This window comes from Spirosoma foliorum (assembly GCF_014117325.1).
GTDB classification, from domain to species: domain Bacteria; phylum Bacteroidota; class Bacteroidia; order Cytophagales; family Spirosomataceae; genus Spirosoma; species Spirosoma foliorum.
This window is the reverse complement of the sequence record NZ_CP059732.1, coordinates 3,472,345-3,496,514: the sequence shown is the minus strand read 5'-3', so window position 1 is coordinate 3,496,514 and position 24,170 is coordinate 3,472,345. Positions and strand designations below refer to the sequence as shown.

The window sequence follows — 24,170 nt, the reverse complement described above, 5'->3', positions numbered from 1 at the left end:
GAAAAAGACGCTACTTACCTTGAGGAGCCCAATAGGTGCAATAGCCGGTTGTGTACACGGGGCCTTTGAAGAGCATACACGAACCACAGCTTTGCCCTTCTTTGGGAGGAAGCCACAAATTGCAGTTACCGCACTTCGATTCTGGTCGGGAAGATTGCTTCACGTAGCCCAGCTTTTTTCGGGTTTTCAGATCTGCTTCACTGACGCCCGAAAAGTCCTCACACGGATCGGTGGCCACTTTTTTCTCCTCTTGCTCTGAAGTCGTTTTTGACTGACACCTACTCAGGAATAGTACTAATCCTAAAGCCGTTGATCCCGAAAAAACGGATTTGCCAATAAATTGTCGTCGGGAGTAGCGTTGCTGTTTAGTCATTGGTTTTATTAGGCAAGGAATTATTTTGTACGCCGGGCGGCCCCGTCCGGCGTACCTGTGGATCTATCATACTTTTCAAGCGGTCGTCCAGCGGCACTCCCGCCGATTTTGCCCCATTTGTCAGGCCCGTGAATACGATCTGTTGCCAATGAGGTTGATTACTGAATAAACTCAACAATTGAACAGCTTCTCCTTTGCGATTGCGAGAGCCCACAACGAAAGCCAAATCCGTTAAAAATGTGTCTTTTTCAGGACTGATCGAGTTGAAGTAAGCACTGCTCACCAAATGACGGGCAAACCCGGTGGAAGAGCCAAGTTCTGAACTGAGCACCGCCGTTCGGAACCAGGTGTCTTTGCCGTGTTTCTCAAGCAGGTTTGCCAGAGCGGTCGTAACTTGTTGAGTTGGGAATTGCCCCAAACTCAACGCTGCCTGAAATGCGACCGGAACAGACGGGTCGTTGGCTTTTTCAATTAGTTGCGGTAAGGTGCCTGGAAAATGCTCGGCCATCATCACTCCATAGGCGCGAATTTCTGGTTGCGCATCCTGCATCGCCTGTTTTACCAGATTGGCATCCAGTGCATTGAGGCCTTCCAGCACGAAAAAAGCGTGCAGGCGCGTCCGTGGGTCCATATCTTTAATGAATAAGTCTTTCAAGGCCAGTACAACTGATTTGTCCTGCTTTTCCAGAAGCAACCGTTGGGCCTGTAGCCGCCACCATTGGTTGGTATGGCCCAGTAACGCCACCAGTTCGGCACTAGTTTTACTCCTCAGTTTAGGTTGACCAATGGCTGTTTTGCTCGTTTTATCTGCAATGCGGTAGATGCGGCCCAATTTGCTGCCATTCATGAAATCCATGTCTTCCTTGAGATCTTCGGGAATGGCGGTGGGCGTTTCAATGTGTTGCCGATACATATCGATCACATACAACGCGCCGTCAGGGCCGACCGTGAAGTTGACTGGCCGAAACCAGGGGTCGGTGGAGGCCAGGAACTCATGTGCTGCCTCCTGGTTGCCCCGTTGTGCGATAAATTGAGGACTGTTAGGCGAGCGTTTCAGCACATCACGGTGAACGAGATTACCCGCCACTTCTCCCGTAAAAATCGATCCGTAATAGTCTTTCGGTAAGGCATTGCCACCATAGTAAGTCCCTCCCGAAGCGCCCGTAAAATGATCATCGGCATACTCATGCCGGTCACTGAGTTTAGCTGCCTCAAACTGCTCATTCCTACGTTTTGTGCGTTCCTGACGCCAGTAGGGAGCAGGCGTTTTCTGGAACATTATTGGGTCGTGGTCAGAGATGTTGACAGTTGGCTCAACGGTTGGCAGGTGCTTGTGTCGGTATAGGTAACGGGCTGGAATCGGTGCCTGCTGGATGTGTAGACTATTTTCGGTGAAGAACCGATTGCCCCAATCGTCGATGGCTAGCCCAAACTGCCCCGAACTCGACTCTACTTCAAACTGACCCCGGTCTAACCGAAACCGGAAATCTCCTCCTTTGACCGAAACGGGTGCCGCTTTGGGGTTTCGGGTAAATCGGATTTCACCCTCCCGGCCAGTGTTAGAAGCATAAATCCAATTGTCGATGCTGTAACGGAGGTTGGTTATCTGCGCTTCAGAGTTGTCGGCAAAGAAACCAGTGAACAGGATTTCTTTCACATCGGCCCGATGGTCACCCGTTGTGTCTTTGAGAAACAGGATATTGGGGGCAGCCGTCACCAGTAAGCCACCTTGCCAGGGTAAAATGCTGGTAGCTTCGGAAAGATGATCGGCAAATACCGTCATCGAATCTGTTCGACCATCATTGTTCGTATCGATCAACATGCGAATAGCTCCGCCCAAAGTGCCATCTTCAGGCTTGGATGGGTAATCCGGCATTTCGACCACGAACGCGTTCCCGTCCTCGTCAAATACCATCTCAACTGGGTCCAGAACGTGCGGTTCTGCGGCAAACACAGAAACTGCTAATCGATCATCACTCAGTTTAAAACTGGTAAGAGCTTCCTCAGGCGAGAGGGCGTCTTTGTAATGCGAACAGGACAGGCATAAACTTATGAGCAATAGTAACCCCAACCATTTCATAGTTAATCCTGTCGAAAATAAATTTTAACTAAATCCTGAATTTCATGCCCTTCGTGTTCAAAGCGGGCTAGTGTATACACCGATTCATCCGCCCCAATGGCAATCGAGTTGACATAGGTTGGGCGATTCCCATCGGCATAAAAAATGGGGCCGTGGTCCGTGTAAGTCCGGCTCGGGATATGGAAAGTAACCAGGTGTAAGTTTTCAAGCCCTTTGGCCGCACCTTTGGCAATCTGCTCTTCGCCCTTTACCCGTTTGCCATCGACATACACAGGGCCGCCCGTGAGGTAATAAATAGTCTCCTGATCTGGCCCTAGCTGAAAGCCCAGATAGCCATAGCTGAACTGATCGAACATGCCACTTTTTCGAGATGGCTCTGAGGTAAGTCGTTCGACTAGTTCAATATGTTGCCGACGAGGGTCGAACCTGAACAGATAGCCCGAATTGCCATGAATGCCATAGGCCACTTCCTCGGGAGCGTACCAGAATATTTTGCGCCAGTTGTAGCCCATACTACCGGGGTGCGTTGGGTCATATTTTCCGAAGTAGTCGAGCCGTAAATCGACATCGGGGAGTTTACTCAAGCGGTCTATCTCAGGTTGATAGGTGAAAATATCCCCTTCGGAAGTGGAGAAATAAACGGCGCCATCGCGCGGATCAACAAACATAGATCGACACAATACCCGGTAGTCATCCCCCGGAATCCCGGCTTCTCCCTTGGCCGAAACGAGGTCAATTGTCTTGAGCGTATTGGTCTGACAATCATACTGGATGAAATAGCCTAGCGGCCAGGTGATGCCGTACAAATACCCACGCTCTTTGTCGATGGTCATGGTCAGAATTCCTTCGCCTTCGGGCGCAATGGCCAGATTTTCGAATGCGCCTGTCGTTAAATCGTAGGAGACAAAGTGCCCGCCGGGGTAGAGATTTTTGCCATTCGGTGCCTGCAGCGGCAACCGCTCCATCCCGTCGATCATTTCGTACACGCCAATGTGCGTAGCGAAATACAGCTTGCCATTACTCTCGTAAAACCGAACGTGGCTTTTGCCTTGTGGAATGGCATTGGCATGGGTTTCGCCACAGATGTCTGTTAAATCAGCTAGCCATTCGGTACTGTCGGTCGAGGGATCATATACATAGAGTTGACCACCTTGCTCGTACGATTCGGAACAAAGCACGTAGTAGATTTTTCCGTTGCTGGCGGCCGTGATCGCGTTGTACGTATCGTGCGCGAGCGGGAAGCCTGAGTAGTAGGGTGTAGCGGTTAACGAAGAGGTAGGCACGTGGGTTTCGTTGACTAAAGTCATTGTTATTTTTGTTAGTGGCTGTGGTGTCGGATTTAAGAATCCGACACGTGAGGTTTCTCAAAACCTCGTGCTGTTCTGTCAGTAGGTTTTGAGAAACCTATCAGGTCAGGTTTGAGAACCTGACCTCACGGCATGCGTCCCATGAGAATCAATTTAGTTTAGGCAGGCCCACCTGATCGGCGAGTCGGTTTATTTCCTGGTAAATCATGGCCGGGACATCGGGTGCCCAGACACTGGGTAGCCCATATACCATCTGCGACGAAGCGCCCTCGTAGCCGCCTTCCTGTAAAATTGTGGTCGAAGGAATATAGCCCATGACATCGTTGGAGTAGCCCATAACGAAAATATCCTGCCCGAAGCGTTTTTTGCAGTCGATTGCATATTGGATAACCAGTTCGCCACCAAAACTCAGGATGGATTGGGTGCCTAACTGCCAGATTTGTAATGGATAAGCATACCGGCTGATAGGGACTTTCCCTTGCTTCTTTTCGGCCAGCATACGCGTTGCCCAACGTTTAAGATAGCCTTCGTTTTCCTGAATCGTCTTTGTTAATTCAGCTTCGGATGGCGGAGCCGAAAGCGGAAGGTCAATCTCCGAATAGGCTGTACGAACCTGGGGCGTCAGATTGCGCATCGGTTCATCGAGTACACGATCCACAGCAGCAGCCAATTCCTGCCCGTACTGACGGGCCAGCGGTATCGTACGACGGGGTAATGGATTCTGGTCGCCAGCTGCTCCCTGAAAGAACATCGCTGTTACGCCGGGATGCGTTTTCTCCAACTCCAGTTGAGCAAAGCCGACATAATCGCCCGACCACTGGTATAAATCCAGAACCGTAGGGTGGCAGGCGTATCCGAACACAATGGTTTTGAGCTTTCCTTTGGCATCGACAATCTTGATCACCGGTACAGCATAATCGTTAGGGCCTTTCAACTCCGTTTGTTCTAGTAGAGCCCCTTCTTTGTTGTTGCGCCGATTGACCTGAAACCGCGTGACTCCATTTTGGGAGAACAATTCAACGGGTTCTAGCGTCTTCAATGCCTGACCAACCAGGCTGACGATCTTCGTTTCCAGCCAGTGCGAATACTGATCAATTTTCCTCTGCTCCTTTGCGTCGAGAGGATAAATATCCTGAAGGGCGTAGTCCAATACAGGCCCGGAGTGGGTATGCGAACTGTTGAGAATGATCTGGGCTTTGGCCAAGCCAAACTGGCTGTTCAGTCGCTCCCGAATCCGGTCCGACATGGCTTTAGGGAAGCCAAGCATATCGGTAGTAACTAATACAACGCGCGTTCCGGTTTCGTCTTCCAGCGCCAGCGCCTTGGCCCATAAGTCGTGCAGTTTTCCGTCGGCAGCGTGGGTGCGCGAGGCATAGCCTGCCTGCCATTGTGGCTCCTTGGGTGTAATAATCACCCTGGCCGTTCCAGCCTTCCAGCCCTTGCCCACCACATAGCCAGGAATCAAAAAGCCTAGCCATATTAACCACGCGAAGCCCAATCGATTTCTCATTTCTGACTCAGTAGTTTATCGGCGTGGGTATGAATTTTTTCGATGGCATTGGTAATTTCGTCCATATCGGCCTGCGTTCCCAGTAGCATGTTTTGCGTGAACCAAACGGCCTCCTCATTGCATAATCGGTCGTTTTGCGGACAATGGTTCTGCTCGACATAGCTCTTGAAATTCAGCATCGATTTTGGATACATTTTCTGGAAGTTTTTCGATTTGAACGCGTCATCCAGATAGGGCATGTTGTTCAGCGTAGCGTACCCTTTCGAGCAGGGAATTCCTTCCGCCGTGAGTGCTTTTAGAAACACCTCGCGCGATAAGCCTTTGAAGGCTTCTTTCTGATACCGAAATGGGAAGAGATGGAAAGCGGCCCGCGTTACATCATCGTAAAGTTTATACGGAACAATACCCGGAATGCTTTTGATTTTTGCTTTCAGATAAGCTGCGTTTTTGTTTCGGGTGGTGGTTTCGGCATCAAGTCGCTTTAATTGGGCCAGTCCAATGGCTGCCTGATATTCGGTTAATCGGAGTTTCGTGCCCTGAATAATGGTTCCTGCCCCAATGACTCCCGAAAGCATGCCATAGGGATTGCCGTAGTTGTGGTACGAAAAACAACGATCCATAAACGCATCGTCATTGCTGACAATGGCGCCACCTTCGCCGATGGCCAGGTTCTTGGAATTCTGGAAACTGAAACAGCCCGCATGCCCAAACGTCCCCACTTTCTGATGGTTGATCTCGGCCAGGTGCGCCTGACAGGCATCCTCAATCACAGCCAGATTATGCTTTTTCGCGATGGCCAGAATCTGGGGCATGTTGGCTGGTAATCCCAGAATATGCACCGGAATGATTGCCTTGGTCCGGGGCGTAATCTTGGCTTCAATTTTCGCTGGGTCGATCTGAAAGGTTTCCGGATCGACATCCACGAAAATCGGCATCGCGCCTGTCGACAAAACAGGGGCTACCGTTCCAATAAACGTGTAGGGTGGGACCAATACTTCATCACCCCCGCGAATATCCAGTTGAGCCAGCGCCGTCATGATGGCATTGGTTCCGTTTACGACAGCCAGCGACCGTTTGGCACCGAGGGTAGTGGCCCATTTGGTTTCAAACTCACTCACTACATTTCCCCGCGACCAGATGCCGCTACGAATTACTTCCAGCAGTTGTTTTTCGTCCTGTTCGGGTTTCCACAAGGGCCAGTTTGGCCATTCGGCGGTGCGTACGGGTTTGCCACCCAATAGAGCGGGTGGTTCTGCCAGTGAAAAGGGTGTTGATTTTGTGGCTGCGTTTGCCGGAGTGCTGGGAGGTAGTGCCGGACTATCCGTGAGCAACGAGGCCGGTAGCATAGCTCCCAGGCCAGTTAATGAGTTTCGTTTTAAAAACTCTCTTCTTGATACGTTAGACTGCGCCATACTGTTGGATTTGTAGCGCGGGTGGAAACCCGCAATTGGACTTAAAAGTCGCGGGTTTCCACCCGCGCTACTTCTTCGCTTTAGCCAGAACACTTTCGAGGGTAACGGCAGCCCCTCCGCGACGTTTACTTTCATCGGCGGCTTCCATAAAGGCGAAAATTTCGATGGTTTCTTCGGGTGTAACGGGTACTTCGCCGGTTTCGTAATAGGTGATAATGTCCTGTAACAAGGGTTCATAGCCACCGTAGGGACCCAACACCAGGTTGCCCGTTTGGGTAAACACCGTACCGCCGTAATCATGCTTTCCTGTACGTGTACCGCGAACGGTGCCTACGCGTCCATTGGCCCACGTTCCCACAATAATATCGGTGCCGTCGGTATGCACGCGAACCACCTGTTTGCAACCCGTCCCCATGACGGTGTACAGCGTTTCAACGCCATGAATACCATACCAGTAAAAGTCTGGGTGGGTCTTTTCGAGGACAGCCGGACTAAAAGTATCGGCACCCACGACCTGGCTTTTATCGACTTTTTCAATGCCTTTGATGTGCCGAAGGGACGAGGCCGAAAAAAGCGGAATGTTGTATTTCTTAGATGCGTCAAAAATGGCAATGGCATCCGACAACGAAGCCGCAATCGGTTTGTCGATGAACACCCGCTTGCCTGCTTTCAATACCTGTAGAGCCTGTTCCAGGTGCAAGCGCCCATCGTTGGTTTCGAGCAACACCACATCGACTTTTTTGAGCAAATCGCTGATAGACGTGACCATTTCGACGTTCTGCTTTTTTACTTCTTCCGTATAGGCCGGAACGCGCGAGGTACTGCTTTCAATATCTTTACTTCCCTGTGGATAAGCGGCCACGACCTTGTAGCCCAGAAAAGCAGGATTGGCATCGGGGGCATTGAGCGCTTTCACAAAAGCGGTGCTATGCGACGTATCCAGTCCAATGATTCCCACCCGTTTGCCAGTTGCCGTCGTTGGTCTGGCTTGAAGTAGCGTGGGGGCCAACAGCAAAGCCGCGCAACCCTGCGACGTATGTTTCAAAAATGTTCTTCGACTGGATGCTGGATTCATGACGTTAGGTTTTTACTGATGCAGTTGGGTTGGTAGTAGAGATATGCCGTGGAGTCGGGTTCTTAAACCCGACATCACGGCTAAAAATAAACCATTATACTTTCGCCTGCGTAGTGCCGCCTTTGCTCATCGAAATATCGACGGGTTTATTTTTTTGCCAGGCTCCACCCGTAAAGTCGGGGACATCAATTGAGTTGGATCGGTGCGCCACCGACCACGCACTTAGCGGCCCAACCGAACTCCACAAAGCGGCATCATACACATCCTGATCGAGCGGTAAGCCGTTCCGAAGACAGTCGATGGTTCGCCAGTCCATCAGGAAATCCATCCCACCGTGACCGCCTACGTTCTTGGCGATATCGCCCATTTTCTTGACGATAGGCGGCATGTATTTTTCTTCAAGTTCTTTAATTTCTTTCTCATTCATCCACTCATGGCCGGTGGAGTAGCGGGCGGGTTCAGGGTATTTTAACGCAACGCCTTTGGTGCCGCTAACCAGCTGGATTCGAGAATATGGTCGTGGTGAGGAAACATCGTACTGAACCATAATGGTCTTGCCCTTTTTGGTTCGGATGGTGGTGGTACTCATGTTGCCATTGAAAGGCTTACCCACGTACGGTTTGTAAAAATCGTCTTTGGCTGCCAGTTCTTTCGCCAGATTACCCAGCACAAAATCATTGCTCGACATGGAGACGAGATAATCCATCTGATCCCCCCGATTGATATTTAGTACCTGGCAAACGGGCCCTAATCCGTGAGTTGGGTAAAGATTGCCCGTGCGTTTGTACATCTCCTCTAATTCCCACATCTGGTAAAAGTGTTCTTTCGAGAAGACAAGCTCTTGTAAATTATGGATATAGGCGGCTTCGCAATGTGCTATTTCGCCGAAGAAACCGTGCCGTGCCATGTTTAGGGTGAGCAACTCGGTGAAGTCATAGCAGCAGTTTTCGGTCATCATGCAATGCTTTTTAGTGCGCTCCGATGTTTCGATCAACTGCCAGCATTCTTCGAGCGTTTTGGCGGCTGGTACTTCCACGCACACATGCTTGCCATGGTTCATGGAAAATACCGCAATGGGCGTATGCAATGCCCAGGGCGTTACGATATAAATAAGGTCGAGGTCGGTGCGTTCGCAGAGTTTTTTCCAGGCATCCGCACTCCCCGAATACAATTGAGGGCGGTGGCCGTTCGCTTCAATTTTCTTCAGCGCCAGATTCACCCGCTCTGGTCGAAGATCACAAAGCGCTTTTATCTCAACGCCCTCAATTTGATTCAGTCGTTCAACGGCTCCCATGCCCCGGTTGCCAATTCCTACGAAACCAACGCGAACAACATCCAGCTTGGGGGCTGCATAGCCACTCATATTGAAGACTTGAGAGCGTATTTTGCTGGCCTGCTCGCCAATAGTTTCCAGTTCTTTAGTGGTAGACGCATAGGCCGAAAATGGACTAGCCGCTACCAGACTTAATCCGCTTAGTCCGGCTGTTTTTAAGAAATTTCGTCTATTGTTTTCCATGTTCGTTTTGTGTGTATTGTAGTGACGTAGCGTGGACGTCTCGTCCGCGTAACCGAAGGCTAAAAAAAGCAATTTCAACTTAGCCTTCGGCTACGCGGACGAGACGTCCACGCTACATTGCTAGTCCATTAAATAGTGCATCGCCTAAAAAGGCAGGTTTATAGCCTTTTACAGTAGCCCATTTTATCGCTGTCAGAATACGATTGAAGAAGTCGGGTTGGTAGGCTTCGTAGAATGGGTAGAAATATTGTTCGTGTACGAGTAAATCAACGAAAGGGGGGGAGGCCCGAGGGTTGATTCTCGTAGTTGTCCAGGTATGGAACAATGTCAGGAAGCTCTGTTTTGTCGAGTACAATACTGCTCCGAATGAACGTGATGTCTTCCTGATTATCGTGCCAGACAAACCGTTTTTTCATGTGCCGACGCTGCGCTACATCGAGATAGTAGGAAACCGGTGGCAACTCATCGTCAACGTTGAAGTATCCCAATTGGCCAATGTATCCCGCGTCGCGTAAGGCTCGTGAACCTTCGACCGTCGCTTCGCCCCAGTGAAGGGTTGTAACAGGTCCCATAACAGCCTCACCCGCAAACCGTTGAATCTGCTCTTTCACGATGGCGCAATCCTGGGCTACCTGCTCGTAACCGGCTTGCTGGTAAGGCTTGTCTGGAAATTCACCCCAGGCATGGAAACTCAGTCGAAGCCAGTCGGCGTTGGCCTGCCATTCCGCTTTGAAACGGTCGGGAAACTGCGACAGGTTGAATCCGTCGGTCTGATAAAAAAGGTTGAGGTGAATTTTGGTGCCGTAAGCCAAATGTATTTTCTTCAAAAAGCCCAGATAGGGATTGTCGAATAGCGACTGGTAGTTGCCCTGTTGTTGATAAATATCCCGCAGAAACCAGATGTTATCGTCAATCGACAGCCGATAATGACCCGCAAAATTCGGCAGCCAGTACACCCGAATAGCTTTATTTTCATCGGTTGTGACGTCATGAACAGTAATCGTATTGTCGAATTGACTTAAACGGACCTTTCCCGAAAAAACGCCCTGTTTATAGTTCGCCCCGATCCCATTGATAGTTAACTGATGCGATGCTGGAGCCGATACCTGTACGTCGATTTCCAGGCCGTCTACGGTTGTTACGCCATCGCGGGCGTGGAGCATATCGCCATCAATAGGGCTTAAGAATTGGAGGTTATTGTTCATGGTCATTCGCAATAGAACACTGATCTTTATGATCGCTTTGATTTAAAAGTGATTGTAGAAATCATAATCATCATAAAAATCAGCGTTCCATTTTTCGTTAAAAGTCTGGAGTAAACATTAACTCGAAGGATTTCAGGGGCTCGGTCTTTTTCTGAATCTTATAGTCCAGCAGTTTCAAATGCAGTTTTCGCCAGAGGCCAAAATCGACGTCGAAGCGGCCCAGTATGGTGTTTAGTCGATACGGCATGTTTTCGGCGTTCCAGGCTTGGGCATAGGCTTGTTTCAGTTCGCCGGTCTCGTCCATCGCATCGACCAACAGGCTATGACAAGGGTAGGTCAGATCATAGAATACGTAATCATCCTTCGTTGAGGCTATCATCCCGTCGTTCCAGCGATCGGTAATGGCTTTCGCCCATAAAAATCGACTGGCAGAATAATTGATCAGCCGTGCCGATAACAGCATGCTCTGAATGAAACTGGTGTCGGAAGGGGTGGCCTGCTGAAGCGCGCTAATCAGCCTTGCCTGCGCTTCTTCTGTCTGAATACGGACCTGCTCAAAATCAGTTTTGTGTTCGGTGGTGTTGGCTAGATAGTAGGCCGAAAACGGATTCGACCAACTCTCGACCAGTGTGCCACGGGGCAGGCTTTGGGTGTTCTTACCGAGACATTTTTCAAGAAACTGACCCGCTTTGGCAATGTGGTCGAAAGCAGCCTGCATATCCTTAGCTACAGCAGGGTAGGTTACGGCGGCATACTGGCCGGTAAAGGTAGTCTTGTCGGACACGGTGCCCTGCCAGGCCGCGATGCAGCCATAGGCCATGAACAGCCAGGATGCCCGCACAAGGGGCTCGACAGAATCCGTCCAGACCGACGTAATAAACCCCAGCGTATTGTGTTTGATTCCTGCTTTCAGGCAGAGATTTATGTTCTCGTAGGTATAATCGGCAGCGGGGTAAATATGGCCCCAACCCGATACCGCAGGCTGGATAAAGAACAGTTTCTTCGCCTTGAGGACAGGGTTTAAGTAATTGTAAATAGCCGTTGTGTCGGGCGAATATTCCCAGATAACCGGGATAATATCTGTCGGGAATTTGGTCAGAATAGTCGGGTAAAACGAGTTCATGTCTGTCCAGGCCAACAACGTTTTGCCGTATTGCTTCAATTCGTTACTGACAAAACCGAGCTGTTGAACATACAGCGCTTCGGGGTCTAGTTTTTTTGCAGGGTCATTGGCCAGCCGTTTCGTTTCCCAGGTTTCGTCGAAGCCGACGTGGATGAACGGACTCTTAAAGAGGGTGGTATATTGCTTAATCCAGTCTTTCAGCAATTCCTGAACGGCAGGATTACGCGGGTCCATTTCATGACCATAGTGACCAATGGCCAGCGATGCGTATTTTTCGTTGCGAATCAGCTCGTGCAGGTGACCATAGAAATTGACGAACGGAATCACATCCATGTGCCGCTCGCGTGCGTAGGCAATGATTGCTCTGATTTGGGTCTTCGAATAACTAGCCTTGTAATTCAGCGTCGAATAGCCATCGAGTTGAATACTAACTTCGTTGTAGAAATAATATTGGTTGGTTTTCCAGCGCGCTAAAAAGTCAATCTGTTTTTTGATTTCGTCGACCGTCAGCAAACCCCCGTGCGCAAAATCCATCATTACACCCCGATAGGCCAGTTTGGGTTGGTCGTTAATCGTGACGAACGGAAGCGTTGACTTAGCGCCTTGGCCCTGAATCAATTGCCGAATCGTTTGTACGGCGTAATACAGGCCGGTCGAGGTTTGGGCTGTAATGTCAACCCCTTTGGCTGAGATCGTAATGGCGTATTGTTCCCGATGATTGCCATTGGTGGCTTCCTGAGTTTCGGGTACTTCCTGACCAGGCGTTTTAACCGAATAACGAATAGTAGAGGTGTTGGCTGATGAACTATGGAGAATGGCTTTTCCAGTCCGTTCGTTCAGGATTTTCTTTAGTTCGTTGAGCGCAAACAGAACATCGGCAGGAACCTTTGGCGCTACATGAATCGTCAGATTCTGCACCGACAACGCTCCCTGCCCATACTGGATAGACTGTGGTTGGGGAAGAAGTACAGGACGCTGCTGCGCCAATGCCGAACCCAGCCAGCAATAAACAAGAATACAAGTTATCCAGTAGCGTTTCATAGTATGCTGGCGCGTGCATTTGCACGTGTCTATAATTTCGTCAGTATCCACTGACGCATTCGCAATTCTACACATGCGTCAGCGAATGCTGACGAGATTATGAGCACGAGCAAATACTCGCGCCAGATAGTGGATAGTATGAGTACGGACAAAGTCCGCCCCATACTACACCAACCTAATACGTTGCCCGGCCACCCGACAAATCAAAGGTGAAACCGGTGGTGAAACTGTTTTTTGGTGATACGATATAAGCGGCCAGATTCGCGGCTTCATCGAGTGTACCACATCGTTTCATTGGAATTTTATCTGTCATGTACTTGACCTGCACTTCGGGCATCGCATCGACCAACGGGGTTTGGATAACCGCCGGAGCCAACGCATTGACCGTAATGCCCCGTTCGGCGTACTCTTTGCCCTGCACTTTCGCCATGCAGATTACGGCTGCCTTTGAGGCCGAGTACGCCAGCATACCAGCGTTCCCCTCTTTCCCGGCAATCGACGCGATATGCAGAATACGGCCATAATTACGAGCCAGCATGAAAGGCAATGTAGCCTTGGAGGTGTAAAAGCTGCTCATGAAGTTTACCTCAAACACCTTGTGTAGATTTTCACTGCTCACCTCATGGCTCTGTACGTTTGTGATACCCGTAATACCCACGCAGTTAATGAGGGCGTCAATCTTGCCAAACTGTGCGTGTACCTGCGAAACGGCTTCGTTTACCCGGGCTTCGTCGGTGATGTCGATGCCGATGAGCAAGGCATCCGGACCGTATTTTTCAAACGCCTGCTGTAAAGCCGCTTCATTAAAATCGAGTAAGCCAACCTGTGCGCCTTCGTTCAGTAACTTGTGCGCGATGGATAACCCAATTCCGGAGGCTGCTCCGGTAACCAGCGCAACCTGTCCGCTAAATTCTCCCATGATACTATGGTTTTGAGTAAATGAATAATAAGGATGCTGTTTAAACTTTTGATTTACTAGTGTTTTTGTCATCCCGACGCAGGAGGGATCTTCGGTATTATGGTTTTTTAGGCAGTTACCGAAGATCCCTCCTGCGTCGGGATGACAAAAATATACCGATTAGTACTTGATTTTAGAAAGCTCAAACAGCCTCAAGGTGTTGATTATCTACCTTAACTACCTTACATTATTCATTAGTTAAGCAACAAGGCTATTGGCAACGGGACGGATGGCGTACTTTTCATCGTTGACTATGTCGAGAATGCGCTGGTTCAACTCCCGGATGTAGCTAATTGACGATGAATCTGGAATATAAGCGGCTTTTCGGGCGATGCTATTACTCAGTACACCTCTGGCAATCAGCAACTCTTTCTCGGCGTAGTGGAACAACTCCATATTTTGGAGCGAGAAGAAGATTTGCGGCATGACCCGTTCGAATAACTCGAACGCCTTGGCATCTTCGCCACTGGAGCGCAGGGTGAAAATCTTTTGCAGAATGTCGGCAACAGCCAGACCCGGCATGACTCCCCGGATACCAATAGGTACCAGTTCGAGCATGTACAGACCACCCCAGCCTTCGAACAGCCCGATTTTGTCGTTAGTCGCCTGAATGATGCTCTCGAACTTGGGCGCGCAAAGTGGTTCTTCCAGCTTCAGGTATTTGAAATTCGGATTTTCGTCCATCAATTCTTTGATGAACTCCACGCTAATCGATGAGCCGCCTGGATTAAAGTCCTGAATCAGAACGGGCGTGTTTGGGATCGACTGTAAAAATTCTGACAGATAGACTTTTAGCGAGGTTTCGGGTAAGCTGAAAATTCGGGGAACCGCCAGTGAGATAACATCGGCACCAGCCTTCACATTAGCCTGTGCCAGTCTGATGGCTACTTTTAAGGAAGGGTGGTTCGATTGAGCGACGATTTTCAACCGGCCCGCAGCCCGTTCTACCGCCACCCGCACAACCTGTAACTTCTCGTCGTCGGTTAGTTTGTAAAATTCGCTGGCGTAGGCAGGCAGGCAAACCGCCTTTATACCACCGTCGATGGCAAAGTCAATTAAACTGCGGAGCGCGTCTTCGTCGATCTCCTCATTTTCGGTAAATGGTGTTGGAATGATGGGTACTACGCCAAACAGTTCGTTGTCTGTGTTTGTCATAACTTTGCCGGTTCTTGATTAATGTTAGCTACTTTTTTTTGTTGTACTTTACTATCGACAATGGATAGGATAAGGGTTGAGACCAGGACGAGCACACCACCAATGATGGTCTGTCGGTTCAGGGTTTCGCCGAGCCAGATGGCGGCAATGGGTAAGCCCATGAACGTGATGAGGTAGTTGGATAAAGCGACCTGCGTGGCATCCAGATTCTTCAAGGCTTTGAAAAACAGAAGCATCGACAGGAAATTGTGAAAAAGCGTCAGGGAAATCATCCCGATCCAGGTGTTCGTGGTGAAGCTCGGAACCTTCGCAAACATCTCCGGTTCGTAATACAGCACTAGGGGCGTCAACAGGATCGACATCACCAGGTAAGTGTAAAAAACCATCTCCATTTCGGTGTACTGACCCGACACCTTTTTGCAACCCACATTGTAGTAGGCATTGCCCAGAATGGCCAGAAAAATGAGCCCATTGCCCAGCGCATAGCGCGAGCTTAAGTCCATCCGCTTAATATCATCCGTCGAACACAGAATCACGCCCGTGATGGCAATGGCAAAGCTGATCCAGCGGGCCGTATTCATTTTTTCTTTCAGGATCAGAAAGGCGAAAACGGCAGTGATAACGGGTAATGTCATCACCAGAATGGCCGCATTGCTGGCCAATGAATACTGCGTTCCCCAGGTCATCAGCACTTGCGACGGGAAGGCCCCCAGCGCTGCCAACTGTACGAAAATCAGGATATCTTTTAGTTTCTTGCCCCCTTTCCGGAAATCCCGGATAACAAACGGAGCCAGGAAAATCGTGGCCAGCAGCATGGGAGCCCATACCGTAAAATACGGCCCGACCTGATCCTGAGTCAGTTTGATACTGGTGAAATGGAAAGACCAGATCAGGTTGCAGAAAAACAGGATAGCCCACGACTGAATCGACTTGTTCATAAGTTCGCTAGTAAAAACTGATTCGTTTGGTAGGTTTCCAGCGCGGAGTAGTCCAGTTCGATACCCAACCCGGCACCTTGTGGAACTAAGGCTGCTCCGTTCTCAAAGCGGATGGGTTCGGTAATCAGATCGTCGGTTCGGACTAGCTCGCCAAACAGATCGGAAGGGAGGGTGCAATTGATGCTGGCTGCTGCAATGTGCAGCCCCATCGTTTCCGAAATGCCTAAATCGACCTCCGAACCTCGCCAGCAGGATTTGCCTTCCAGATGAGCGATTTCGGCTAAAAGCACCGAATTATAGGCCGACCCATTGAAATTGTACCCATCCACGGCATCGGCCCGAACAAAGGCAATCATGTCGCGAATATCCTGGGTGTACGGCAGCGAAATGTGTCGGTACATGGGCATGCCCAACGTCTCACGCAGGTACTTGAAGCCAGCTACATCGGCATGTAAAATTGGGTCTTCGAGTCCCAGCATAATGGTTTTGTCGACGCCTTCCATCAATCGAAGGGTTGTCTCAACATCGGTCCAGCGCTGATTTGGATCGAGCAGGATTTTAATGCCGTCACCGCATTTATCCCGGATCGCTTCCGTCCAAAGTCGAACGGGATCTTCGTCAGAACACTTGAATTTGAAGGCTTTATGGCCTTTTTGCATCGCTTCATAGGCTTTCTGGGCAGCATCCTCGGGGGTTCGGCGGCCCGTCCAACCGAAGCAGTCGATTCGATCTCGGTACGTACCGCCCAATAGTTGGGACACGGGCACATTCAGCAACTTACCGACCACGTCCAGTACTGCCGATTCAAAGGCTTCGTAAATGCGTTGATCCACAATGGGTAATCGACGCCAATTGAGTGTCAATACATCCTGACCAACCAAGTTTTGCATAGCCTGATGGAGCAACTCGCCAGATGCACTACGGTAGGTCTCGCCAATACCTGTCAGCCCATTGGCCAGCGTCAGCTCAATAATCCATTTAGGCTGATTAGCAAACTCGGTCCAGCGCTCACCCGTCAGGAATTTTTTGGCAAAGGCCGAATCTTTGTCGATGACTTCATCAGAGTTCAGACTGCCCGGTTTGGCCGGAACAATTACTTCGGTGGCCTTTATAGATTGAATGCGTGTCATTTGGTGTCGTCGGCAGAAGTAGGGGTATAGGTTTGAGCGAGTTTCCGAATGTCGTAGCTGAAATCGATGAATTTCTCTTCCCACTCTTTGGCCGATTCGGGCGTGTAGGGATAAAAACCCTGCGCATTCTGCACGCCTTTCGCACCCGATGCGACCAGTTCTTCCATCAGTTTCGGGGTTTCGGTGCTGTTGCTGAGGTCGGGAAAGAGATCTTTCATGACCGTCAGATAAGCGGGAATACCGGTAAGGTCCATGAATCGAAACGGCCCGGCGAAGGTGATCCAGTAGCCCAGATCGTTCCGAAGAGAGCGATCTACATCTTCAATGGTGGCGTACCCATTTTCGACCAGATTGAACGACTCCCGGAGCATGGCGTACATAATCCGATTGGTAATGAATCCCCGAATATCTTTCTTCAGCAACGAAGGCTCTTTGCCCCAGCTTTCGGCAAGTTTAACGATTTCATAAGCATAGGTCAGGTCGGATTCTTTCCCACAAATGACCTCCATAAATCGGGTAATATGTGCCGGTTCCGCCCAGTGAAGGCCCAATAGCCGCTGTGGATGCTTAAGCCCGCTTTGCAACACCGACACCGGAATGGCCGAGGTGTTACTCCCGATAATGGCGGTAGGCGAGAGGACCGTTTCCAGTTGGTGATACAGTCGTTTCTTTTCGTCGATGTTTTCTGTAATCGACTCAATCACAACAGTGTGGTTGCTCAATAACGAAACGTCGTTGGTGATTGTAAGACGGCTCAGAACAGTTTCAGGCGTATCCGTTAACAGTCCTTCCTGGCTTAACTGCTGTAAATAACCAAGAATACGATTCCGGGCTTCATCGGCAGTTTCGATTTCTTTAATCAACGAGGTAACTGTATGGCCAGCCGCCAGTATGCAGGTCGCAATACTGCTTCCCATCAGGCCAAGTCCCACCGTTCCGATACGTAGTTGAGAGGTCATAAATAGCTGGACTAAACGTTGGCAGAATTGATACGGGCAATGGCATCAATTTCAATCTTGATTCCATCCGATAGCACTGATTGGACTGTTGTCCGGGCCGGGCGTATGCCCGTGAAGAATGACCCATAGACAGCATCGTAGCGATCAAATTCATTGATGTCTTCCAGATGCACCGTGCATTTTACGATGTCGTCGATGGTTCCTCCGGCGGCCTCTACAATCTTTTGTATATGCGAGAGAGTGAGCAAGGTTTCTTCTTCAATGGTGCCGTGTTTTACGTCGCCCGTTGCCAAATCCAACGGCCCCTGACCGCTAACGAATAGCAGATCGCCCACCAGAACACCTGATGAATAGGCACCCGTATTGATGGCTTTGTCGGGATGTTTAATTTCCAGTTTCTTCATGGTTTTGTTGCCAGGTTTTCAGATAAAGGCCAGTTGTTGAAGGCGTCCAGAAACTCAATCAGCGACCTGACGGCCTGGTCGAATAAATGTTTTCCTTTTTCGGGCGTGCCTAGTTGAGGTTCTCCGCTGCTACCGTTGCTGGAAATGAATTCGGTTTGTTTGAAGACCGTTACGCCCCGGTATGGCTCATCGTCTTCCCAGCCGATGTACCCGTTCCGTTCAGGTCGTTGTGCCCGATCCACCCGTTCCATCCTGACTTTTTCGGGGAAAAGATGGAGCATCAAACTCGTTTCGTATTCACAAGCATGACTCAAGGCCGGGCTTTCCATTGGAAACTCTCCAGCGAATACACTGCCTGCCAATTCCCAATAGGTTGCCAGCGCAATAGTAGGCTGATGACTCGCATCGAAGCGTTTGCTCAGGATAGCCAGCGCCTGTTTTACCGGAGTAATGTTCCCGCCATGACCGTTAAGAAGTACAATACGTTGATGCCCGCTGAGTACCAGCGATTCGACCAGACTGACGATCACCTGTGTGTATAAGTCTGGAGGTATGCTGAGTGTCCCACCAAAAGACAAATGATGGTGACTGGAGCCATAGGGCAGGGTTGGGCAAAGCAGTACTGTTTCAGGCAACGCTTTCTCGGCTTCCTGAGCAACCTGAGTCACAATATCCGTATCGGTCGATACCGCCAGATGAGGGCCGTGCTGTTCAATGGCGGCAATTGGTAGCAAAAGCACCTTGTCGGTATAGCTGTTAATCTGTGGGTAGCTTAGATCAGAAAACTTCATGGTCGAAGGAGAAAGGGGGTATTAGTAGCCCTATTTTTATCAAGGAATATCGTTACCTTATTTGATTGCTTTTTTGTTTACGAAAATAGATAAAATTTGTTTACAAAATATACTATGATCGATTAAATAAAATAGACTATTAGTGAACTGATCTCGCAGGGATTGTATGTCTTTAGAAAAGTAGTTGAGTTTTCAGGTACGTGTATTAGCACTTATCCCTAACTCGTGTTAAATGAAGGTCATAATGGATAGGTATATAGGTACTTGGATTCTACCCACGGGCTTCAGCCCGTGTTTTAATTGAACGCATATCACGGGCTGAAGCCCGTGGGTACAATCCAAGCACCTAATACATCTCTAATTTTTATCCCACCACAATGGGGTTGCGGCATTGTCGGGGCCACCGAGTAATTTGACTGCTTTGGCAACTTCTGATGCGTTCGTCTGCTTTTCTGAATCCAGGAAGGGCATCCGACGGATAAATGTGCCCGAGGGTAAATCTGTATTTTCGGAGTGAACGATCGGGTATAACTTGGGGAGACCGCTTCGGCGCACGTCGGCCCAGGCTTCCATACCATCTGGATACAGAGCCAGCCATTTTTGTTGGGCAATTTGTTTTCGCTGCATGTCGGTCGATGCGCTCCATTTTACGGGGTAGTCGTTTACAGCTGGCGAATTCATTCCATCCTGGGGGGCAATTGGAACGGAGGTATTGATCACATAAGCCGCAATGGCTGCCTGATCGGTAACGCCCCATTGAGCCATTGATGTTACAATTCCTTTTTTATACAAATCTTCGGCCGTTCCGCCCATAGACCATCCGTTTAGGGCACCTTCGGCCCGCAGGAAGTAGGCTTCGGCAGCGTGCATCAAATCCTGCGAAACATTATAGGTCGTTTTCCAGTCATTGTTAACCCAGTTAACCCAGCGTGTGCCCATGTTGGACGTGTAGGGTCTGGAGTTGATCGGAATAATTTTTTCGGAGGTAAACAGCCCATTTCGTACCCCTTCGTAGGTACCCGTGGTAACCGATGGCTGGAAGTAAATAGGCAGTCGCGGATCGTTATAGCCCTTTAAAATGGATTCCATTGTGGTGCTCATCCGAATATCGTCCCAACCTGCCGTTACAGCCAAACCATTATATTCATTGTAGGTCGTTGTTGATTTGGGCATATACGCGTCGTCGGCTATGTCCGTGAATACGCCTGCTGTTACGGCAGCCTCGGCCTGCTGTTTGGCCAATGTTGGATTCACTTTCGAGATTCGCAGGGCAAGGCGTAGACGTAGGGTGTTGGCTAGTTTCATCCAGGCTGTGGCTGGATTGGCGTTTTTGCCATACACGAGGTCATAGGAACCAAATGGTTTATCGGTTGCGTGCGCTTTTAAAACCGTAGAGGCTGCGTCTAATTTTTTGAAAAAATCATAGTAAATCGAATCCTGTGGCGTGTAGGCAATATACCGTTTTCCCGAAGCCGCATCGAAATAAGGAATGGGACCGAAATAATCGGTTACCCGATGGAACATCCAAACCCACCAGACATTTGCCACCGCATTCTCGGCCGATTGCGGAGATGTCCCGGCCATGATCGTTTTTAGCTGCGGGGCTGCCGAGGTATAGGCGGGGTTCCAGCAAGCGGGCATCCAATCCTGCCGAACCACATATCGGTCGGTTGGGAACGACTGAGCGGCCTGAGCGAAAAACTGAGAATATACCGATGCGATTGTGCCTTCGCCCACTTCAAAATTGTCGGGACTTAAGGTAGGCGTCATCAGTGCGTAGGCAAATAGAAACGGGTACTCCGTACTACCCACGCTACTGATTTTGGTGGGGTCCGTATTTAGCGTTTCAAACTGACTGGTGCAATTGGCTAAGCCAATGCCTACCAGCGCAAGCACAACAAGCTTTGTGGTTGCCGAATAAAGGGAATTTAGCCGTTTTAACATGATCAAATCGTTTAGAAAGATAGTTTGAGGTTCACACCAATGTTGCGGGTCGATGGCAGGTTGTAATATTCTACGCCCTGGAAGTTGCTGTTGCCGAAGCTCACTTCAGGATCGAAATCCATTTTCCGTTTGCCAATACCCGGAACGTCGAGAATGGCATTGCCCCGGTAGAGGAAGAACAGGTTGCGGGCTACGAACGACAGGCGGGCGTGTTTGAAAAAGCCCGGTAGCGTGGTGAAATTGTAGCCCAAGGTTAATTCGCGTACCCGAACATTGGTAGCGTCGTAGGTGAAGAATTCGCCCCAGGAATAATCCCCCTGCGCCACGGTTTGCCAGAATTTCTCGGCATTTACGGAAACGGTATTGGCTTTACCTTCGGGTGTTACGCCCGGAATCAGCCAGGAGTTGGCATCCCGAAACATTGCGGTACTAGCCGATGTGCCCGCATAGGCCATCTGAGCTGCTGTACCGGAGGTAACGATTCCTCCGAACTTACCGTCGATGAGGAGGTTCAGATTCCAGTTTTTGTAGGTGAAACTGTTGCTGAAACCTGCGGTGAATTTCGGGTTAAAATTGCCCAGTTTTTCAATGGCGTCGGTTTTTACGGGAACCCCATTGGCGTCGACTACGTGCTGGCCATTGAGCGTCTGCCATTTATAACCATACAAATCACCGTACGAACCGCCCTCTTTGATAACGGGTGTAGCCATCCGAACGTTGGCCGATGAACCGAGGTAAAACAGGCTCACGCCATCATACAATTCAAGTACTTTATTGGTGTTTCGGGCATAGTTCAGGCCGATATTCCAGGAAAAGTTCTTTTTCACGATTGGCTTCCCGGTCAGCATAACCTCAAAACCTGAGTTCTGAATATTCCCCGCATTCACATTCAAGGTCGAATAGCCGGAAGAGGCTGGCGCGGCTACCTGAAGCAACTGGTTTTGGGAATTGGTTTTATAATAGGTGAGATCAACATTCAGCCGATTGTTATAGAAGCCCCATTCCGTGCCGATCTCCAGAGACTGGGTCAACTCGGGTTTGAGATCCGAAATGGCCTTGGTACTACTGCTGGCAATGTAGCCGCCAAAACCCCCACGGATATAGCTATACGTTTGACCTAACAGGTAAGGATTGGCGTCGTTCCCCACTTTGGTCAGCGAGGCCCGAACTTTGCCAAGGCTAATCCAGCTGGGCAATTTGATCATTTCGGAAACGATGGCCGATACGCCTACCGACGGATAGAAATAGGAATAGGGCGATGGCAAAGTGCTCGACCAGTCGTTCCGGGCGGTCAGATCAAGAAACAGGTAATCCCGATACGCAAACTGGGCCGTTCCGTAAACCGATTGAAGCTCCCGTTTGCTGGTAGTAGCTTCTACTTTCAATGTAGTAGCGTAGCTAAGATCATATTTATTGGGGAAACCCAGACCGTCGGCTGCATTGACGCGGTGGCGTAGGCTGCGGGTCAATACCGAACTACCCAGGTTGTAGTTTACTTTCAGATCACTCGTCAGGCGGTTGGTTCCGGTCAGCAACACATCGATGTTGCGTTCAGCAATGAAATCATTTCCTTCCGAGTAATAGCCACCCGGCTGACGGGCGTAGTTAACCGTGTTGTTGGCGTATTTCTGGGTAATGAAATCATTATAACTATCGGAGCTAACGCGCCCCTGAATGTTGAGCCAGTCGGTGAGTTTGTAACGCATAACCATCAGGCCCGTTACCCGACTGCGGTTCTCATCGTGGTGCGTATTGTTGATAGTCCAGTAGGGATTCATATACACGGCATCCGTGGTGGTCCAGTAGGTAGGCGTTTCAACCCCACTGACGTTCAGCGTTTTATACGACTTCAAGGTTTCAGGGTCCACACTTCGGGGAATTCGGAAAATGTTGGCCACAACCAGCCCGTCGCCCCCTACACCGGGTTTGTCGTAAATGTTCTGAACCATGTAGGTGATCTTGGCATCGACAGACAGTCGGCTCGTCAAATCTACACTTAGCCGACCATTGAAGGTGTTTCGCGACAAACGGTTATTGGGTACGATGCCATTGATGTAGTTGTTCGAATACGACAGGTAAGTCTGTATTTTTTCGGAGCCGCCACTCACACCCACCGAGTTGTTGGTCGATACAGCAGTCTGAAAAAAGTCTTTGATATTGTCGGGATAAGCCTGAAGATTAACCGTTTGACCCTGCCAGTTGGTTACGCTTTGTCCACTAATGGCTGCCCCCCAGCTTCCACTTGCCAGTGTCGAGTAGGTTCCGCCTGCCCCCTGCGAATAGGTGTTCTGGAGGTTAGGCGTAGTCAACGCGCGATCAATAGTCACCCCTGAGTTGATATTGACATCAATCTTTCCACTTTTCCCTTTTTTCGTGGTGATAATGATTACCCCGTTGGCGGCCCGGCTACCGTAGAGAGCAGCCCCAGCGGCTCCTTTCAATACGTTAAGTGACTCGATATCATCGGGGTTGATGCTGGCGGCACCGTCACTTCCGCTCTGTCCACCGGCATCACTCCGTACCTGACCCGCAGGTGTAGAGTTGTCGATAGGCACCCCGTCTACAACGATCAGGGCGTTATTCGAACCCTGAATAGAGCGGTTTCCGCGAAGAACAATTCGGGTTGCTCCACCCGGACCGTTTGCCGACGGCGTAATGGTTAAGCCAGCAATTTTCCCCGAAAGTGTGTTCGTGAAGTTAGCATCCCGAACCTCGTTAATTTGCTCACCACCAATCTTCTGGATCGCATAGGTAATGGTTTTGGCCGCCCGTTCAATACCGAGTGCCGTTACTACTACTTCGCGCAGTACCATGCTGCTTTCCGACAGGACGATATCGCCCAGTGCTGAGCGATTGCCCACTTCAATTTCCTGCGGTGTCATGCCGATATAGGAAATGACGAGCGCATTGACAGCGCTGGAAACGGAAAGCGTAAATTTTCCATCGGCATCGGTTGTAACGCCCGTATTACTGCCTTTAGCAACGATGGTTGCGCCAGGAACGGGACTTTTCTGGTTATCCAGCACGCGCCCTGTAATCTGTTTGACCTGCTGGGCGAAGGCACGGTTCGCTGTAGACAGGTTCATCAGACTGAATGCTCCTTCGATCCCAAGAAAAAAGAGGGTCAGATAGAAAACCCGCCGGATGTGCCTGCCTGTACTGCTGTTGCGATCAGGAAAACTGACGGATGGTTTGGCTTGTGTTTTCATAAGGTAGTTTTTTTTCAAAAAGTCGCATGATAAAGATTAT

General features: G+C 49.8%; 18 protein-coding genes. All 18 read right to left on the bottom strand.

Annotated elements, in window-relative coordinates; all coding sequences use genetic code 11:
* Positions 1–10: 10 nt before the first annotated feature.
* Positions 11–373, bottom strand: a complete 363-nt coding sequence (locus H3H32_RS14630; RefSeq protein WP_182463407.1) for a high-potential iron-sulfur protein — start codon at positions 371–373, stop codon at positions 11–13.
* A complete protein-coding gene (locus H3H32_RS14625; protein ID WP_182463406.1) occupies positions 366–2,453 on the bottom strand; it encodes a PVC-type heme-binding CxxCH protein in 2,088 nt (695 codons plus the stop codon). Before H3H32_RS14625 ends, H3H32_RS14630 begins: the two co-directional genes overlap by 8 nt.
* Positions 2,454–2,455: 2 nt before the next feature.
* On the bottom strand, positions 2,456–3,760 hold the full coding sequence (locus tag H3H32_RS14620; RefSeq protein ID WP_182463405.1) for a hypothetical protein: 1,305 nt from the start codon (positions 3,758–3,760) through the stop codon (positions 2,456–2,458).
* A gap of 148 nt (positions 3,761–3,908) precedes the next feature.
* Positions 3,909–5,270, bottom strand: a complete 1,362-nt coding sequence (locus H3H32_RS14615) for a neutral/alkaline non-lysosomal ceramidase N-terminal domain-containing protein (RefSeq protein WP_182463404.1) — start codon at positions 5,268–5,270, stop codon at positions 3,909–3,911.
* Positions 5,267–6,682 carry a DegT/DnrJ/EryC1/StrS family aminotransferase gene (locus H3H32_RS14610; RefSeq protein ID WP_182464342.1) on the bottom strand — a complete coding sequence of 472 codons (1,416 nt, stop codon included), beginning with the start codon at positions 6,680–6,682 and terminating at the stop codon, positions 5,267–5,269. Before H3H32_RS14610 ends, H3H32_RS14615 begins: the two co-directional genes overlap by 4 nt.
* Positions 6,683–6,749: 67 nt before the next feature.
* Positions 6,750–7,757, bottom strand: a complete 1,008-nt coding sequence (locus tag H3H32_RS14605; RefSeq protein ID WP_182463403.1) for a Gfo/Idh/MocA family protein — start codon at positions 7,755–7,757, stop codon at positions 6,750–6,752.
* Between the two features lie 94 nt (positions 7,758–7,851).
* A complete protein-coding gene (locus tag H3H32_RS14600; protein WP_182463402.1) occupies positions 7,852–9,273 on the bottom strand; it encodes a Gfo/Idh/MocA family protein in 1,422 nt (473 codons plus the stop codon).
* Positions 9,274–9,539: 266 nt separating this feature from the next.
* Positions 9,540–10,478 (bottom strand): hypothetical protein, encoded by a 939-nt coding sequence (locus H3H32_RS14595; protein WP_240543775.1) that lies wholly within the window; start codon positions 10,476–10,478, stop codon positions 9,540–9,542.
* A gap of 97 nt (positions 10,479–10,575) precedes the next feature.
* Complete coding sequence (locus H3H32_RS14590; protein WP_182463401.1) at positions 10,576–12,642, bottom strand: beta-N-acetylhexosaminidase; 2,067 nt, start codon at positions 12,640–12,642, stop codon at positions 10,576–10,578.
* 175 nt (positions 12,643–12,817) lie between these two features.
* The gene (locus H3H32_RS14585; protein WP_182463400.1) at positions 12,818–13,561 is read right to left on the bottom strand and encodes an SDR family NAD(P)-dependent oxidoreductase; all 744 of its coding nucleotides are present in this window, start codon (positions 13,559–13,561) and stop codon (positions 12,818–12,820) included.
* Positions 13,562–13,798: 237 nt separating this feature from the next.
* Positions 13,799–14,755 carry a dihydrodipicolinate synthase family protein gene (locus H3H32_RS14580; protein ID WP_182463399.1) on the bottom strand — a complete coding sequence of 319 codons (957 nt, stop codon included), beginning with the start codon at positions 14,753–14,755 and terminating at the stop codon, positions 13,799–13,801.
* Complete coding sequence (locus H3H32_RS14575) at positions 14,752–15,693, bottom strand: DMT family transporter (protein WP_182463398.1); 942 nt, start codon at positions 15,691–15,693, stop codon at positions 14,752–14,754. Before H3H32_RS14575 ends, H3H32_RS14580 begins: the two co-directional genes overlap by 4 nt.
* Positions 15,690–16,823: a mandelate racemase/muconate lactonizing enzyme family protein gene (locus H3H32_RS14570; protein WP_182463397.1), complete on the bottom strand. Its 1,134-nt coding sequence runs from the start codon at positions 16,821–16,823 to the stop codon at positions 15,690–15,692. The genes H3H32_RS14575 and H3H32_RS14570 overlap by 4 nt, the downstream gene beginning before the upstream one ends.
* A complete protein-coding gene (locus tag H3H32_RS14565; RefSeq protein ID WP_182463396.1) occupies positions 16,820–17,782 on the bottom strand; it encodes a 3-hydroxyacyl-CoA dehydrogenase family protein in 963 nt (320 codons plus the stop codon). The genes H3H32_RS14570 and H3H32_RS14565 overlap by 4 nt, the downstream gene beginning before the upstream one ends.
* An 11-nt stretch (positions 17,783–17,793) precedes the next feature.
* Positions 17,794–18,186 carry a RidA family protein gene (locus tag H3H32_RS14560; protein ID WP_182463395.1) on the bottom strand — a complete coding sequence of 131 codons (393 nt, stop codon included), beginning with the start codon at positions 18,184–18,186 and terminating at the stop codon, positions 17,794–17,796.
* Entirely contained in the window at positions 18,183–18,977 is a 795-nt protein-coding gene (locus H3H32_RS14555; RefSeq protein WP_182463394.1) for a creatininase family protein, read from the bottom strand. The genes H3H32_RS14560 and H3H32_RS14555 overlap by 4 nt, the downstream gene beginning before the upstream one ends.
* Positions 18,978–19,334: 357 nt before the next feature.
* On the bottom strand, positions 19,335–20,921 hold the full coding sequence (locus H3H32_RS14550; RefSeq protein ID WP_182463393.1) for a SusD/RagB family nutrient-binding outer membrane lipoprotein: 1,587 nt from the start codon (positions 20,919–20,921) through the stop codon (positions 19,335–19,337).
* Between the two features lie 11 nt (positions 20,922–20,932).
* Entirely contained in the window at positions 20,933–24,130 is a 3,198-nt protein-coding gene (locus H3H32_RS14545) for a SusC/RagA family TonB-linked outer membrane protein (protein ID WP_182463392.1), read from the bottom strand.
* Positions 24,131–24,170 lie beyond the last annotated feature (40 nt).